This is a genomic window from Mycolicibacterium celeriflavum, from assembly GCF_010731795.1.
Lineage (GTDB): Bacteria > Actinomycetota > Actinomycetes > Mycobacteriales > Mycobacteriaceae > Mycobacterium > Mycobacterium celeriflavum.
In genome coordinates this window covers 491,355-505,157 of the sequence record NZ_AP022591.1, presented here as the reverse complement: position 1 = coordinate 505,157, position 13,803 = coordinate 491,355, and the positions used below count along the sequence as shown (strand labels likewise).

13 protein-coding genes and 2 pseudogenes are annotated in these 13,803 nt (G+C 67.6%); 3 read left to right on the top strand and 12 right to left on the bottom strand.

Annotated features, from left to right (window positions below; all coding sequences use genetic code 11):
- Positions 1 to 4: 4 nt before the first annotated feature.
- Complete coding sequence (locus G6N18_RS02250) at positions 5 to 1,432, bottom strand: nitrate/nitrite transporter (protein ID WP_083000675.1); 1,428 nt, start codon at positions 1,430 to 1,432, stop codon at positions 5 to 7.
- A 242-nt stretch (positions 1,433 to 1,674) separates the two neighbouring features.
- Between G6N18_RS02250 and G6N18_RS24795 the strand changes: the two are divergent.
- Positions 1,675 to 1,825 (top strand): annotated as a pseudogene (locus G6N18_RS24795) (two-component system response regulator); the annotation flags it as partial.
- Here the strand turns inward: G6N18_RS24795 and G6N18_RS02240 are convergent.
- Positions 1,811 to 3,097: an HNH endonuclease gene (locus G6N18_RS02240; protein ID WP_083000677.1), complete on the bottom strand. Its 1,287-nt coding sequence runs from the start codon at positions 3,095 to 3,097 to the stop codon at positions 1,811 to 1,813. The pseudogene G6N18_RS24795 and the gene G6N18_RS02240 sit on opposite strands and share 15 nt — an antisense overlap.
- A 76-nt stretch (positions 3,098 to 3,173) precedes the next feature.
- On the opposite strand from G6N18_RS02240, the pseudogene G6N18_RS24465 reads away from it, so the two are divergent.
- Positions 3,174 to 3,359 (top strand): annotated as a pseudogene (locus tag G6N18_RS24465) (cytochrome P450); the annotation flags it as partial.
- On the opposite strand, the gene G6N18_RS02235 reads toward G6N18_RS24465, so the two are convergent.
- The 3 genes from G6N18_RS02235 to G6N18_RS02225 are packed head-to-tail and all read right to left on the bottom strand — an operon-like array spanning position 3,304 to position 7,781.
- The gene (locus G6N18_RS02235) at positions 3,304 to 4,845 is read right to left on the bottom strand and encodes a phospholipase D family protein (RefSeq protein WP_083000828.1); all 1,542 of its coding nucleotides are present in this window, start codon (positions 4,843 to 4,845) and stop codon (positions 3,304 to 3,306) included. The pseudogene G6N18_RS24465 and the gene G6N18_RS02235 sit on opposite strands and share 56 nt — an antisense overlap.
- Positions 4,842 to 6,392 carry a phospholipase D family protein gene (locus tag G6N18_RS02230; RefSeq protein ID WP_083000678.1) on the bottom strand — a complete coding sequence of 517 codons (1,551 nt, stop codon included), beginning with the start codon at positions 6,390 to 6,392 and terminating at the stop codon, positions 4,842 to 4,844. Before G6N18_RS02230 ends, G6N18_RS02235 begins: the two co-directional genes overlap by 4 nt.
- Before the next feature lie 24 nt (positions 6,393 to 6,416).
- Positions 6,417 to 7,781: a TIGR01777 family oxidoreductase gene (locus G6N18_RS02225; RefSeq protein WP_083000680.1), complete on the bottom strand. Its 1,365-nt coding sequence runs from the start codon at positions 7,779 to 7,781 to the stop codon at positions 6,417 to 6,419.
- 95 nt (positions 7,782 to 7,876) lie between these two features.
- Here G6N18_RS02225 and G6N18_RS02220 point away from each other — a divergent pair, with 95 nt between their 5' ends.
- Positions 7,877 to 8,566: a phosphoribosyltransferase gene (locus G6N18_RS02220; RefSeq protein WP_083000682.1), complete on the top strand. Its 690-nt coding sequence runs from the start codon at positions 7,877 to 7,879 to the stop codon at positions 8,564 to 8,566.
- A gap of 5 nt (positions 8,567 to 8,571) precedes the next feature.
- On the opposite strand, the gene G6N18_RS02215 is transcribed toward G6N18_RS02220, so the two are convergent.
- The 7 genes from G6N18_RS02215 to ftsZ form a co-directional block, all read right to left on the bottom strand.
- The gene (locus G6N18_RS02215) at positions 8,572 to 8,901 is read right to left on the bottom strand and encodes a hypothetical protein (protein WP_083000684.1); all 330 of its coding nucleotides are present in this window, start codon (positions 8,899 to 8,901) and stop codon (positions 8,572 to 8,574) included.
- A 25-nt stretch (positions 8,902 to 8,926) separates the two neighbouring features.
- A complete protein-coding gene (gene wag31, locus G6N18_RS02210) occupies positions 8,927 to 9,742 on the bottom strand; it encodes a DivIVA-like cell division protein Wag31 (protein WP_067215357.1) in 816 nt (271 codons plus the stop codon).
- A gap of 236 nt (positions 9,743 to 9,978) precedes the next feature.
- Positions 9,979 to 10,269, bottom strand: a complete 291-nt coding sequence (locus G6N18_RS02205) for a YggT family protein (protein WP_067215360.1) — start codon at positions 10,267 to 10,269, stop codon at positions 9,979 to 9,981.
- A 103-nt stretch (positions 10,270 to 10,372) separates the two neighbouring features.
- Complete coding sequence (locus G6N18_RS02200) at positions 10,373 to 11,011, bottom strand: cell division protein SepF (RefSeq protein ID WP_083000685.1); 639 nt, start codon at positions 11,009 to 11,011, stop codon at positions 10,373 to 10,375.
- Positions 11,012 to 11,024: 13 nt separating this feature from the next.
- Positions 11,025 to 11,771, bottom strand: coding sequence for a YggS family pyridoxal phosphate-dependent enzyme (locus G6N18_RS02195; RefSeq protein WP_407663543.1), 747 nt, complete (start codon positions 11,769 to 11,771; stop codon positions 11,025 to 11,027).
- Between the two features lie 53 nt (positions 11,772 to 11,824).
- The gene (pgeF, locus tag G6N18_RS02190; protein ID WP_179962353.1) at positions 11,825 to 12,532 is read right to left on the bottom strand and encodes a peptidoglycan editing factor PgeF; all 708 of its coding nucleotides are present in this window, start codon (positions 12,530 to 12,532) and stop codon (positions 11,825 to 11,827) included.
- Positions 12,533 to 12,546: 14 nt separating this feature from the next.
- A complete protein-coding gene (gene ftsZ / locus G6N18_RS02185; RefSeq protein WP_067215376.1) occupies positions 12,547 to 13,698 on the bottom strand; it encodes a cell division protein FtsZ in 1,152 nt (383 codons plus the stop codon).
- Between the last annotated feature and the right edge of the window lie 105 nt (positions 13,699 to 13,803).

The window sequence follows — 13,803 nt, the reverse complement described above, 5'->3', positions numbered from 1 at the left end:
GGCGTCAGGCCGGTACCGGCGATGCCGCGCTGTCGAACTGCTCGCCGGCGCGGGTCCGAGGGGTTTGCATGCGGAGGAACACGAACCAGGTGACGATCGCGCAGATCACGTAGAAGGCGAGGAACACCCAGAAGGCGTTGGTCGCGGACTTGGCATCGCTGACGTAGGACGCGCGCAGCACCACGTTGATGAACACGCCGCCGAGGGCGCCGATCGCTCCGGCGAACCCGATCAGCGCACCGGACATGCTGCGGGACCAGGAGGCCTTTTCGTCGCGGCTCCAGTCGTCGCGGCCTTGCGCCTTGGCTTCGAAGATCGACGGGATCATCTTGTAGGTCGAGCCGTTGCCGAGACCTGAAAGGATGAACAGCAAGATGAATCCGACGACGTAGGCGATCATCTGCGCGCTCGACGGGGCTCCAGGGGCGCCATCATCCAGAGTTCCCGCGGTTACCAGCACGCCCGCGGCGAAAATCATTGCCACGAACGTGTAGAGCGTGATCTTGCCGCCGCCGATTCGGTCGGCCAGCTTGCCACCGAACGGCCGGGAGATCGAGCCGAGCAGCGGCCCAATGAACGCGATCTGGGCGGCGTGCAGCGATGCCTGAGCCGGGGTGTCGCCGCCGGCGAGGAAGTTGATCTGTAGCACCTGACCGAACGCGAACGAGAACCCGATGAACGAGCCGAACGTGCCGATGTAGAGGAAGCTCATCACCCAGGAGTGCTTGAACCGCAACGCCTCTGCCATTGCGCTGATGTTGGACCGCTGGTTGCCGAGGTTGTCCATGAACAGTGCGGCGCCCAGCGCGGCGAGCCCGATCAGCACGAGGTAGATGGCGCAGACGGCTTCGGCCGCGGTGTTGCTGACGGTGGCGATCACCAGCAGGCCGACCAGCTGCATGACCGGGACGCCGATGTTTCCGCCGCCTGCGTTCAGGCCGAGCGCCCAGCCCTTGAGGCGCTGCGGATAGAACGCGTTGATGTTGGTCATCGACGAGGCGAAGTTGCCGCCGCCGAAACCGGCGAAGGCCGCGACGATCATGAACGTGGTGTACGTCGTGTCGGGCTGCGTCATCGCCCACAGCGTCATCACCGCCGGGATGAGCAGCAGCAGGGCGCTGACGATGGTCCAGTTGCGGCCGCCGAACTTGGCCGGGGCGATGGTGTAAGGAATGCGCATGACGGCGCCGACCAGGGTGGGCACTGCGACCAGATAGAACTTGCCCGCCGCGTCGATGCCGTAGATGTCCTGCGGCATGAACAGCACCATCACCGACCAGATCGACCACACCGAGAAGCCGACGTGCTCGGCGAAGATCGACCAGATCAGGTTGCGGTTGGCGATCTGCTTGCCACCGGATTCCCATGCCTCGACGTCTTCGGCGTCCCAGTTCTCGATCGTGCGGCTGCGGCGCAGAGTCTTCACAGGCATCAGAGTCGCGTGAGCCCATTCCGCATCGGTTGCACATCCGTGTCGGAAACGTCAACACCCGCTCACATGGGCTTCGCGCGGCCGTCCGGTCGCCGGAAACGCGGTCGAAACAAATGTGGCGTGGGTTACGCCAGTTCAGGAGACTGTTTCACCGCCCGGACCGGCTTGCGGCATTCCAGGAGCAACTGGTGTGACACGCTGCCCAGGAGCAACTTGACCACGGGATTTCGGTGCCGCACGCCCTGTCGGCCGCCGAGTGTGCGGATCTGGTAGGCATCTCACGGGTCAGTGCGGGCGCTATCTCGAGCACTACTTGAGTACCGCGCGCTGGAGCTGCGGTTGCAGTACGGCGTCGGTCGACCTGAGCGCCTGTACTTCCTACGCGGCGTGTAAGTCGGTCAGCGCGATGGCGACCTGAGATTCGACTTCGCTGATCTCCGCCACCGGTGGTCCGGGTGGTGGCGGTGCAAGTGAGTGGTGGTGTGCACCGGTGGGTGTCACGAACTCGGCGTGGTGCACGCCGTCGACCTCGCTGGGGCTGACCTGCCAGCCGGGTGCTTCCTTCTCGTAGTTGCAGCGTTCGCACAAGCCCACCCCGTTGACCCGATGGGTAGGGCCGCCCCGGCTTCGGGGCACGGCATGGTCGGTATGGCGGATCGGGGCGTCACAGTACGGAGTGCGACAGCGTTGGTCGCGCAGCGCGATGAAGCGCGCCAAGCCCCTCGGGAAGCACCGAGAACGCGACTCCATCGCGACCAACGCGCCGCTGGCCGGGCGCCGATACAGCCGCCGCAGCATGACCGCTGACCGCTTGTCGAACCCGGCCGCGGTGACCATTCTGCGTGCCACGTCGGCCGGGATCGGGCCGTAGCCGTCGAGGAGTGCAGGGCTGTCATCGTCGCCGAGCAGCGTTTGATCCGACATAACGAGGTTGACCACGACGGGTTCGGCGACCTCGGCGGGTCGGCCGGTGATCCGCTCGTAGGCAGTGTCGGCCATGACTTGCCCGCGCGAGCGATCATCGAACGTCGTGTCGGCCTGGCGTTTGAGCGCCGCGTAAACCGCAACGCCCTGTCGCACCGGCAGCAGGACAGTCACATAAGTCATGGTGTCGGGGGCGGGCCGGATGGTGACAGTGCGGTCTGCCTCAGCCTTGGCCGCCCGATCGACCACCGCCTGAACGTCCAGCCGAGCGGCGATCTCCTTGGCCTGCGCAACGATCCGCGCGTCGCCCTTTCCCGCCAAAGCGGCGACATCGGCGCACATCTCGGCGTCCAGGGTGCGGCGGTCCTCGATGTCGAGGCAGGCCGACTCACGCACGATCAGCGTGGCTCGCCACTCCGAGAGCGCGCCGCGCTGCAACGCCGCCAACGTATGGGGCATCTCATGCACCAGCGCCTTGGCCAACCCCAGATGCCGACCCCCACGTGTCGGCGAATCATGCCGGGCCAGGGCGACCTCGCCGGCCAGGCCGCGGCCCCGTTTGGCAGCCGGCACGCCGGCGGCGGATTCGGCGGCGCGGCGCTTGGCGTCCAACAACGCCGCCGCCCGGGCTTGGCCGGCCGCCGCAGCCGACTTCACCCGCTCCAGCCACGAGATCTGCTCGACCAACGCCGCCTCGTCGGCGGTCGGGTCGACTGCCGCAAGCTCCGCTGTATCGAACATATGTGCGAGTATGCCACGGCCCGGTGACAGATCCGGTCAGCCGTGACGAGCTGTCTCCTGGGCCAAGTGCACCCGACTAGCGCGGATTGAGCTCTGCGAGGCGTTGACGACCATGGCGCGACGCATGCCGGACATCCGCAGAGCAGGGCCCGCACCGTGGAAACCGTTGACCGGCATCAGCGGTCCTGCCGCCCTGCCGGTCGAGTTCACACTCGGCGCCGCAGGCGGTCCCTGTAGGACCGCCCGTCCGGGTCGTACATGAACCGGTAGGCGGGCTCCGCCCACAGCCGCGTCAGCAGCCCGAGCTTCTCGGCTTTGTTCGGGCGCAGCCGGCCCGGCGGCCTCGGCCCCGTGCGGCCGGACGCATGCCACGCCTCCAACGCCTCAGCGGCGGCGACGATCTCGCCTACCGCGGTGACGGGATCGACCAGTCCCCCGTCCTCGCTGCCGTCTTCGGCTCGGTCCAGGTGCTCGCGCAACAATCGCAACCTGAAGTCGCGGGCGAAGACACCTTCATCGTCCAGCACCGCGCAGGACAGTTCGCTGTCGTGCGTCCACGATCGCCGGTTGAAGTTGTCGCTGCCCGAACACGCCCACACGTCGTCGATCACGCAGACCTTCGCGTGCACGTAAACCGGTGTGCCCTCGTGGTTCTCGACATCGAAAACGTGCAGCCGATCCGGGGCTGCCTGACGACAGGTCTCGATCGCCTGCCAGCGGCCGACCTGGTTGGGCGGCAACGCCAGCCGACCGTCCACGTCGGGGTAGCGCGGCACGACCGCGACCAGGTGCAGGTCGGGGTTGTCGCGCAGTGCGCGGGCGAACAGCTCGGCCACCCTCTTGGACCACAGGTACTGGTCCTCCAGGTAGATCAGCCGGCGCGCGCGCGGCACCGCCTTGCTGTAGGCGCGGGCGATGCTGCGCTCGCCGTGCGGCGCGAAGTCGTACGCGAAATGAGCGTCCGGGTAGGTGCGCAGCACCTGGACAGTGTGAGTCCCACACGGCGGCGGATCCGGCGGCTGTTCGGGCAACGTATCGGCGGTCATGTCGGCTCGGCCGAACTTGTCCCGCAGCCATGCCAGCGGGTTCAGCATGTCCAGCGACGCCGGGTCGTTCCACCGCTCACGAAAGGTCATGTCGAGCGCACCGACGACCGGTCCCTGCAGTCGCAGCTGGACGTCATGCCACGGTGGTCGCTCCCCGTACCGACTCGACATCTGCACCGCCTGCGGGTCCCCGTGGTGTGTCGCATCGTCTCGACGCGAGTGGCACAGGTCGATGCCGCCCGAGAACACGACGTCGCGCTCCGGCGCGCCGGGATGCCGGATCACGACGAGCTTCTGGTGATGTGAACCCCCGATTCGGACCCGCTGGTCCAGCAGCACCTCACCGCCCGCCTCCTCGATGTGCTCGCCGAGGTGACGGTTCTCCTCCTCGCTGTAGGCCAACTTGTCCAGATGCGACCGCCACACCAAGCCCTTGACGATCACGCCGCGTTCGGCGGCACGGCAGAACAACTCGCGAACAGTCGGACCGTCGTCACGCATCTTCTCGTCCGGATCCCCCCGCCAATCCGTGAAGAACACGTAGTCGCCGGCCCGCAGGGCTTCCACTTCGGTGGCGAGGTGCTCGAAATACGTTGCGCCGTGCACGAGCGGTTCGACGCGGTTGCCCGAGCACCACGCCGGCAGATCGGAAGCGGTGTTGCCACGTTCCTCCGCGGTGAGGAACCACTCGTGAACGTTCACGGCCACCGCCGCCTCAACAGTCGATCGCGATACGACCGGCCGTCCGGGTCGAAGATCATCCGGTACGCCGGCTCGGCCCACAGCCGCGTCAACGGATCGACTCGTTCACTCTCATGCGGCCGCAATCGACCCGGTGGCCGCGGCCCTCGGCGATCCGACTGGTGCCACGCCTCCAAAGCGTCTGCGGCAGATATGGTTTCGCGCACGGCATCGTCGGGGTCGGCCAGCCCCTCGTCCTCGCTGCCGTCATCGGCGCGGTCGAGGTGTTCGCGCATGAGTTGCAGTCGCAGGTCGCGCGCGAACCCGCCGTCGGCGGCGAGCACCGCGCACGACAGCTCACTGTCGTGCGTCCAGGACCGCCGGTTGAAGTTGTCGCTGCCGATGCAGGCCCAGGTGTCGTCGATGACGCACACCTTGGAGTGCACGTAAACCGGTGTGCCCTCGTGGTTCTCGACGTCGAACACGTGCACTCGCTCCGGTGCGGCGCGGCGGCATGCGTCGAGCGCCAGCTGTCGCCCGACCAACGTCGGCGGCCGGCCCAGACCGCCTTCCAGATCGAAATAGCGTGGCACGACCGCCACCAAGTGCAGATCCTCGTTCGCGCTCAACGCGTCGACCAGCAGGCGCGCGACCTCCTCCGACCACAGGTACTGGTCTTCGAGATAGATCAGGCGCCGGGCGCGCCGGACCGCCTTCGTGTATCCGCGGGCGATGCTGCGCTCACCGTCCTTGGCGAATTCGTACTGGATCAACGCATCGCCGTAGGTACGCAGCACCTGCACCGCGTGCGATCCGCAGGGCGGCGGGTCGGGCGGCTGATCCGGTAGCGGATGCCGCGCGGCCTCGGGGCCCAGAAACCGGTCACGTAACCATGCCAGCGGATTGAACAGGTCGAGCGGCGCCCGGGCCGTCCAACGCTCACGGAACGTGGTGTCCAGCGCGCCGATGACCGGACCGCGCACCTGCAGTTGCACGTCGTGCCAAGGTGGGCGCTCACCGTAGCGGCTCGACATCTGCACCGCCTGCGGATCACCTCGGTGCGACGCGTCGTCGCGGCGGGAGTGGCACAGATCGATGCCGCCGATGAATGCGACGTCGCGGCGCGGTTCGTCGGGATGACGGAGTAGAACCAATCGCTGATGATGCGACCCGCCGACCAATACCCGTTGGTCGAGCAGCACCTCGCCGCCGGCGCGCTCGATCGTCTCGGCGAGATGGCGATTCTGTTCCTCGTTGAACTGCAACCGGTTCGGATACGACCGCCACATCAGCCCTTTGACGAGTACGCCGCGTTCGGCCGCCGCGCGGAACAGTTCCGCGACGGTCGGCCCGTCCTCGCGCAGTCGCTCATCGGCGTCGCCTCGCCAGTCGGCGAAGAACAGGTGATCACCGGCGCCGAGCGCCTCTACCTCGGTGACGAGCCGATCGAAGTAGGTCGCCCCGTGGATGAGCGCTTCGGCTTGGTTGCCTTCACTCCATGCCGGCAGGGCCCAACTCGGGTTGCCGCGTTCATCTGACGTGAGGAACCACTCGGCCAGCACTGACACTGGCGTGGAATGCCCGCTTACCCGTCAATTTACGCAACGGGCGGCCCGCCCGAGCTCGTGAGCGAGCGCGGCGTCGAGGGACGGATGGCGGAAGCGGTGGCCCAGCGTCTGCAGTTTGGCCGGCACCACCCGTTGGTCGGCCTCGGCGAGCTCACGGGCGCCCTGCTCGCCCAGCAGCAGCCGAGGGGCCAGTGACGGCACCGGCACGATCGCCGGTCGCCGCAACACCCGCGCCAGCGTCCTGGTGTAGTCGGTGTTGCGCACCGGATGGGGCGCAACCGCGTTGACGGGACCGGTGAGCCGGGCGTCGTAGAGCGCACGGTGGTAGACGTCCAGCAGGTCGTCGAGCGCGATCCACGACAACCACTGACTGCCGCTGCCCAGCCGGCCGCCGAGGCCGGCGGCGAACAACGGCCGCAGCAGCCGCAGCGTGCCTCCGCGCGCGGACTGCACGATTCCTGTCCGCACGGTGACGACCCGTAGTCCCGCATCGGTGGCGGGTGTGGTCGCCGCCTCCCAGTCCGCCACCACATGGGCGAGGAAGCCGTCGCCGCGCACGCTTTCCTCGGCCAACACCGCATCGCCACGGTCGAAGCCGTAGATGCCGACCGCCGAAGCGCTGACGAACACCCCGGGTCCGTCCGACGCGTCGGCCGCCGCCTCGGCCAGCCGTCGGGTCGGTTCGATGCGGCTGTCGCGGATCGCGTCCTTGTGCGCATCGGTGAAACGCCCGGCGATCGACGAGCCGGCCAGATGCACGACCGCGTCCACACCGCTCAGCAGGTCAGGCTGCGGCCGATCGGGATTCCACTGCCGTTCGTCGGGGCCGTGCGCCGCCCGTCGTACCAGCCGGATCACCCGATGGCCACCGGTGCTCAGAAATGCCGTCAACGCCGACCCGACGAGACCGGACGCTCCACTGACCGCGACGGTAAGGGGCCGCAACCCGGCGGCGGCGCCGTCACGGTGCGCGGCGAGGTCGTCGGCCAGTTGACGATGGCGGTATACGAACATGGGCCGCAGCGCCGCCGCGGGTACCGGGGTGGCGACGTGGTCGTAGACCGTCGTACCGCCGGGCGCCGGGGCGAATTCGTGTGTGTGCGTCCATCCGCCGACCAGACGCGGCGGCCACGAGGCCGGTCCCTGCGAGGACAGCACGTCGACGAAGCGGCGCGGCGGGTCATAGCGGGTCGGATCGTGTTGTGCGATCCAGCGCAGACCGCCGGGGAGTCCCAGCACCGCCTGCCCGTCGGCCAGTGACCCCGCTTCGGCCACCACCTTCATCGGCTGCCACGGCGGGACGAGCCGCCTCATCGCACCGGGCCGCGCATGCCACGCGAACACCTCTTCCAGTGGATGCTCGACGACGCTGCGGTACTCGATGCCCATGACTGATATTCGCTCCCGTCGCGCCGATGGATTGCGCCCGGGTGGGGTACCCACGGACATAGGCTGACAAAGTCCCGACATCGAAACGAACTGTGATGAGCGGATGGAGCGGGCTCACCCGCCGAAGTGCCAGACGCGTGTATCAGAACCGCCGAGACGCCGGCGAAGTCTTGGCGAACGAGTTGACGTCCTACCGCGATCAGGATCTGGTGGTGTTGGGATTGGCTCGCGGGGGTGTGCCGGTCGCTTGGCAGGTGGCGCACGCGCTGCACGCTCCGCTCGACGTGTTCCTGGTCCGCAAGCTCGGGGTGCCGCAGTGGGAGGAGCTCGCCATGGGCGCGCTGGCCAGCGGCGGCGGCGTCGTCATCAACGACAACTTGGTGCGCAACCTCGGGATCGGTGACGAGGCGCTGCAGGCCGCGATCGCGCGCGAAACCGAGGAGCTGAATCGCCGTGAGCGGGTCTACCGCGGCGACCGCCCACCCGCCGACCTCGCCGGCAAGACCGTGATCCTGGTCGACGACGGGATCGCCACCGGCGCCAGCATGCTCGCCGCGGTGCGCGCCGTACGCGCCCAGGATCCGGCTCGGGTCGTCGTCGCGGTTCCGGTCGGACCACCATCGGCCTGCCGGGAACTGGCGAAAGAAGCTGACGAGGTGGTGTGCGCGACCATGCCGCCGGGATTCGAAGCCGTGGGCCAGGTGTTCGCCGACTTCCACCAGGTCACCGACGACGAAGTGCGTGAATTGCTCACTCCCGGCGAGCCGGGCAATCCGCCGACTTGAATCGCTTAGCGGCGCTCTTCGCCGGAATCGGCCTGTTCGACGACCGTGGTCTCGGCGTCCGCTTCGGATGATTCGTCGACGTGTCGGGGCTCGTCCGAAGCCGGTGTGTCGTCCGGATAGTCCTCGTAGTACTCCGGCTCCGCGTCGGCTTGCTTCTCGTCGGCGGCGGCCGCCCGGCCACGGGAGCGCTCCCTGACCGCATCGACGATCAGGAGCAGGACACCGATGAGGCTGGCGGCGATACAGACCCAGGCGATCAGCTCATTGCTGGTGACAACCGCCGTCACGAGCGCGGCGAGGCCGATGACAGCGAGGACGAGCGCAACGATCAGCATTGATCAACCCTAGGTCGGCGAGCGTTCAGTTGTTTCCCCGGTTGAACTGATTGAACCCGCCGCCGTCGTTACCGGCACTGGAATCCACGGGTGCGGCCGAGCCGCGCTGCCCCAACTCCTCGAGTTGGGACTCCAGATACGTCTTGAGCCGAGTGCGGTATTCGCGTTCGAACGTGCGCAACTGTTCGAGGCGGCCCTCCAACACCGTGCGCTGCTGGTTGATGGTGCCCATGATCTCGGAGTGCTTGCGCTCCGCGTCGGCCTGCAGGGCGTCGGCCTTCTCCTGCGCCTGGCGCAGCTGGGTTTCGGATCGGGTCTGCGCGTCGGCCAGCATCGCGTCGGCGCGCTGGCGCGCCTCGGCGACGGTGGTCTCGGCCGTCTGCCGCGCCTCGCTGACCATCGCGTCGGCCTGCGCGCGGGCATCGGCGAGCAGTTTCTCCGACTCTGCCTTGGCAGTGCTGGTCAACCGGTCCGCGGTGTCCTGGGCCAGGCTCAACACCCTGGCCGCCTTCAGCGCCTGATCCTCGCTGACCTGCGCGGACGGGGCCTCGTAGGCCGGCTGCTGCTGTGGGGTCGGCGCCGGGGTCGGCTCGGGAGCGGGCTGCTCGTAGACCGGCATGGCCTGCGTCGACTGGCCGGTGCCCCCGGAGCCGGCGGACGCCAGCTCCTGGTCCAGTTCGGCGACGCGCTGACGGAGGTCGGCGTTCTCCTCGATGAGCCGCGTCAGCTCGTTCTCCACCAAGTCGAGGAACGCGTCGACCTCGTCCTCGTTGTAGCCGCGCTTGCCAATGGGTGGCTTGCTGAACGCGACGTTGTGAACGTCGGCGGGTGTGAGCGGCATTGTCGCCCCCTTGAAGTCTGGACAGTCAACCGGTCTCAAAGTGTAGAGCTTGGGTGGAACGTAACTGGCGTCCATCCTGTCACACCAGCCGCGGCCGTTGCAGAAGTGGATGAAATTAAGAACGAATTTCAAACATCGTCGGCCGTTCGGAGACGATTTCGCGGCCCAATTTCGGCCCCGGCAAATCTTGTCCGCAACTCGCGGCGGGCCCGATCACTGCGCTGCCCGGCTGGAGCTCAGGCGGCCGCGCCGAACGCCAGCTGCATGCCGATGAAGGCGACCAGCAGCAGCACCATGATCGACAGGTCGAACCGCACCGCGCCTATCGTGAGCTGCGGAATGAGCCGCCGAAGCAGTTTCACCGGCGGGTCCGTCACGGTCATGATGACTTCCAGGATCACGACCGTCGCCCCCTTGGGATGCCAGTCGCGGGAGAACGACCGGATGAACTCCACCACGACCCGGGCGATCAGCAGCAGCCAGAACACGAACAGGGCGAAGCCCAGGATTTCGAAGAAGAGCGACAACGGAGCCGACCTCGCTACGGGCAGGGGTGTGACATCAGATACAGCCCTCGCGGCTGGTCACGCCCGAGGTGCGACGCCAGCCTACCTGTCCGCCAGAGAGTGCCTACTGATAGGCGTAGAAGCCCGCCTCGGCGATGCGGCGCCGCTCCTCGGCGCTGACGTCGATGTCTGCGGGTGACAGCAGGAACACCTTGGTGGCGACCTTGTCGAACGACCCCCTCAGCGCGAACGCCAGGCCCGCGGCGAAGTCGACCAGGCGCTTGGCGTCGGCGTTGTCCATCGACACCAGGTCCATGATCACCGGGGTGCCGTCGCGGAACCGCTCGCCGATGGTGCGCGCCTCGCTGTAGTCCTTGGGCCGCAGCGTGGTGATCTTCGACAGCGGGCTGCCCGCCTCGAACAATTCGGCCATCCGGCGGGGGTCCATCGCCAGCGCACCCCGGGTGGCGCCGCGCATCGGAGCGAATCGTGGTGCGGGACGGTCGAATTCGCGGGGCGGACGCAGCCTCGGCTCGAACCGGTCGTCGTATCCGCCCCGGTAACCGGCCGGCGCGTCGTCGTACTCGCGGTCGTCGTAGGCCCGCAGACCCGGGCCGTAGCCTTCCTCGTCGAAGCGGTCCTCGCGGCTACGGCGGGAATATCCACGGGGCGCGCCGCGGTCGTCGTCCTCGTAGTACTCGTCGTCGTAGTCATCCATCGGGGCCATACCGAAGTAGGCCTTGACCTTGTGCAGTGTGCTCATCGCTCGACCCTTCTCATGCCCTGGACTCTGGTGTCTGTGATGAATGTGTGACTGGAGTGACTACTTCTGGTGACGGTAGAGGACGTTGTCCCAATAACGCGGTACCGACACGCACACACGTCGAGCCGTGTTTGACCGCCGCCTCCAGATCGCCGGACATCCCCGCCGACAACTGCAGACGTTGCTGGTGGGCCGCCTGCACCCGCTGATATTCGGTCTGCAGGCGAGCGAACGCGGCGTCGGGGTCGGCGCCCAGCGGCGGGATCGCCATCAGCCCGACGAACTCCAACGCAGGCGCCGCATGCGCGGCCGCGCACAGCTCGTCGACGTGCTCGGCCTTGTCGACGTCGACGCCGCCTCGGCTCTCGTCGCCGTCGAGGCTCACCTGGATGAAGATGCGCAGTGGTTCGGTGCGGCGCCCGTCGTCGAGCGCGTCGGCCGCCGCGCGGTTCAGGGCGGCTACCAATTTGTGGCTGTCGACGGAGTGCGCCGCATACGCCCAGCCCGCGATGGACCGCGCCTTGTTGCGTTGTATCCGCCCCACCATGTGCCAGCGAATGGCCGCGACATTCGCCATCGAAGCGATTTCTTTGACTTTATCGGACGCTTCCTGTTCGCGTGATTCACCAAAAGCTTCGCATCCCAAACGGCGCAAAATAATGACATCGGTTGCCGGAAAGAATTTGGTCACCGGTAGTAATTCAATTTCGTCGATATCGCGTCCGGCGGCCTCGGCCGCGGCGGCGAGTCGGGCCCGCACGCCGGCCAACGATTCGGCCAACTCGAGTTCGCGCGACGTGGGCAAGGCGTCCGTCACTCCATCCACACCAACGATGCAAGTCGCCCGGTCGGGGCGTCGCGCCGGTGGCTGAACAGGTCGCGGTCCTCGACCGTGCAGCGCGGGTCGACGTCGACGGCGGCGACACCCAAAGTGGTTAGTTGCCGGGAGATTCCGGCTCGCAGGTCCAACCCCGGCGTATTCTTCGCGGTCGTCGTGCGGCTGCCGGGCAGGGTGGTCTCCACCTCTGCGGCCATCGCCTCTGGAACCTCGTAGTTACGGCCGCTGACCGCGGGTCCCAGCAGTGCCGAGATGTCCTCGGCCCGCGCACCCAGCGAGATCATCGTCTCGACGGTGCGCGCCACGACGCCTTTCTGCGCGCCGACCCGCCCGGCGTGCACGGCCGCCACCACTCCTGCCCGTGCATCGCCCAATAAAACGGGAACGCAATCGGCAGTAACCACCGCCAATGCCAAACGCGGCCTGGTGGTAACCAAAGCGTCGGTATTGTCTACCGGCGCGTCCGGCGGTTGGTCCACCACAACGACGTGATCGCTGTGCACCTGGTTCATCCAGACGATTCCGTGCTCCCCCAGCCCGACCGCCGCGCTCAACCGCTTGCGGTTGGCGGCGACGGCGCCCGGGTCGTCGCCCACGTGATCACCGAGGTTGAACGTGTCAAACGGGGGCGCGGAGACGCCGCCGGCGCGTGTGGTGGTCACGCGCCGTATCCGAACCGTCACGGTCGCCAGTATGGCTAGTGGCGCATGAACGGCGGCACGTCGACGTCGTCGTCGGCGATGCCACCGTCGTCCCCGCCGATGCTGACCGTCGCGCCGTTGGTGTGCACCGGCACGCTCGCCGGATCGGCTGGGTCGAACAGCGACGTGGTCACCTTGCCGGCCTTCCCGGGTGAGATGCCCTGCCCCTCGGCGGGGCTGACCACCGGTTTGCGTCCCGGGCCGGCGGAGTCGAAACCGGCGGCGATGACGGTGACGCGGACCTCGTCGCCGAGCGAGTCGTCGATGACGGTGCCGAAGATGATGTTGGCTTCGGGATGAGCGGCCTCTTGTACGAGCGATGCGGCTTCGTTGATCTCGAACAGACCGAGATCACTGCCGCCCGCGACCGAGAGCAGCACACCCTGCGCGCCCTCCATCGACGCCTCGAGCAGCGGCGAGTTGATCGCGATCTCGGCGGCCTTGAGCGCGCGGCCGTCGCCGCGGGCGGAACCGATTCCCATGAGCGCGGTTCCGGCCCCGCTCATCACGCCCTTGACGTCGGCGAAGTCGACGTTGATCAGGCCTGGCGTGGTGATCAGGTCGGTGATTCCCTGCACGCCGTTGAGCAACACCTCATCGGCGCTGCGGAAGGCGTCCATCAGCGACACCGCCGCGTCGCCCATCTGCAGCAGCCGGTCGTTGGGGATCACGATCAGCGTGTCGCAACTCTCGCGCAGCGACTGAATTCCGGTCTCGGCCTGGTTGCTGCGCCGCTTGCCCTCGAACGAGAACGGCCGCGTCACCACGCCGACGGTCAATGCGCCCAGCTTTCGCGCGATCGACGCCACCACGGGTGCGCCGCCGGTACCGGTGCCGCCGCCCTCGCCCGCGGTGACGAACACCATGTCGGCGCCGCGCAGAAGCTCCTCGATGTCGTCCTTGGCGTCTTCGGCGGCTCTGCGTCCCACTTCGGGGTCGGCGCCGGCGCCGAGGCCACGCGTGGAGTCGCGGCCGACGTCGAGCTTCACGTCGGCGTCGCTCATCAACAACGCCTGCGCGTCGGTGTTGATGGCGATGAACTCCACGCCCTTGAGGCCTTGCTCGATCATCCGGTTGACGGCGTTGACGCCGCCGCCACCGATGCCGACCACCTTGATGACGGCGAGGTAGTTGTGTGGGGGGGTCATTGCGATCCCTTCCTCCCGGGTTGGCTGTCGACACGCCGACCGCTTGGCAAACCCTAAACCTCAACCAGAGGGTTATAGTTATGTCAAGTTGTTCCCGCGCAATCA

What these genes read in the sequence shown, in the direction of transcription:
- G6N18_RS02250 (WP_083000675.1), bottom strand. Translation starts at nt 1,432, where the DNA reads ATGCCTGTGAAGACTCTGCGCCGCAGCCGCACGATCGAGAACTGGGAC.
- G6N18_RS02240 (WP_083000677.1), bottom strand. Translation starts at nt 3,097, where the DNA reads ATGTTCGATACAGCGGAGCTTGCGGCAGTCGACCCGACCGCCGACGAG.
- G6N18_RS02225 (WP_083000680.1), bottom strand. Translation starts at nt 7,781, where the DNA reads ATGGGCATCGAGTACCGCAGCGTCGTCGAGCATCCACTGGAAGAGGTG.
- G6N18_RS02220 (WP_083000682.1), top strand. Translation starts at nt 7,877, where the DNA reads ATGAGCGGATGGAGCGGGCTCACCCGCCGAAGTGCCAGACGCGTGTAT.
- G6N18_RS02215 (WP_083000684.1), bottom strand. Translation starts at nt 8,901, where the DNA reads ATGCTGATCGTTGCGCTCGTCCTCGCTGTCATCGGCCTCGCCGCGCTC.
- wag31 (WP_067215357.1), bottom strand. Translation starts at nt 9,742, where the DNA reads ATGCCGCTCACACCCGCCGACGTTCACAACGTCGCGTTCAGCAAGCCA.
- G6N18_RS02200 (WP_083000685.1), bottom strand. Translation starts at nt 11,011, where the DNA reads ATGAGCACACTGCACAAGGTCAAGGCCTACTTCGGTATGGCCCCGATG.
- ftsZ (WP_067215376.1), bottom strand. Translation starts at nt 13,698, where the DNA reads ATGACCCCCCCACACAACTACCTCGCCGTCATCAAGGTGGTCGGCATC.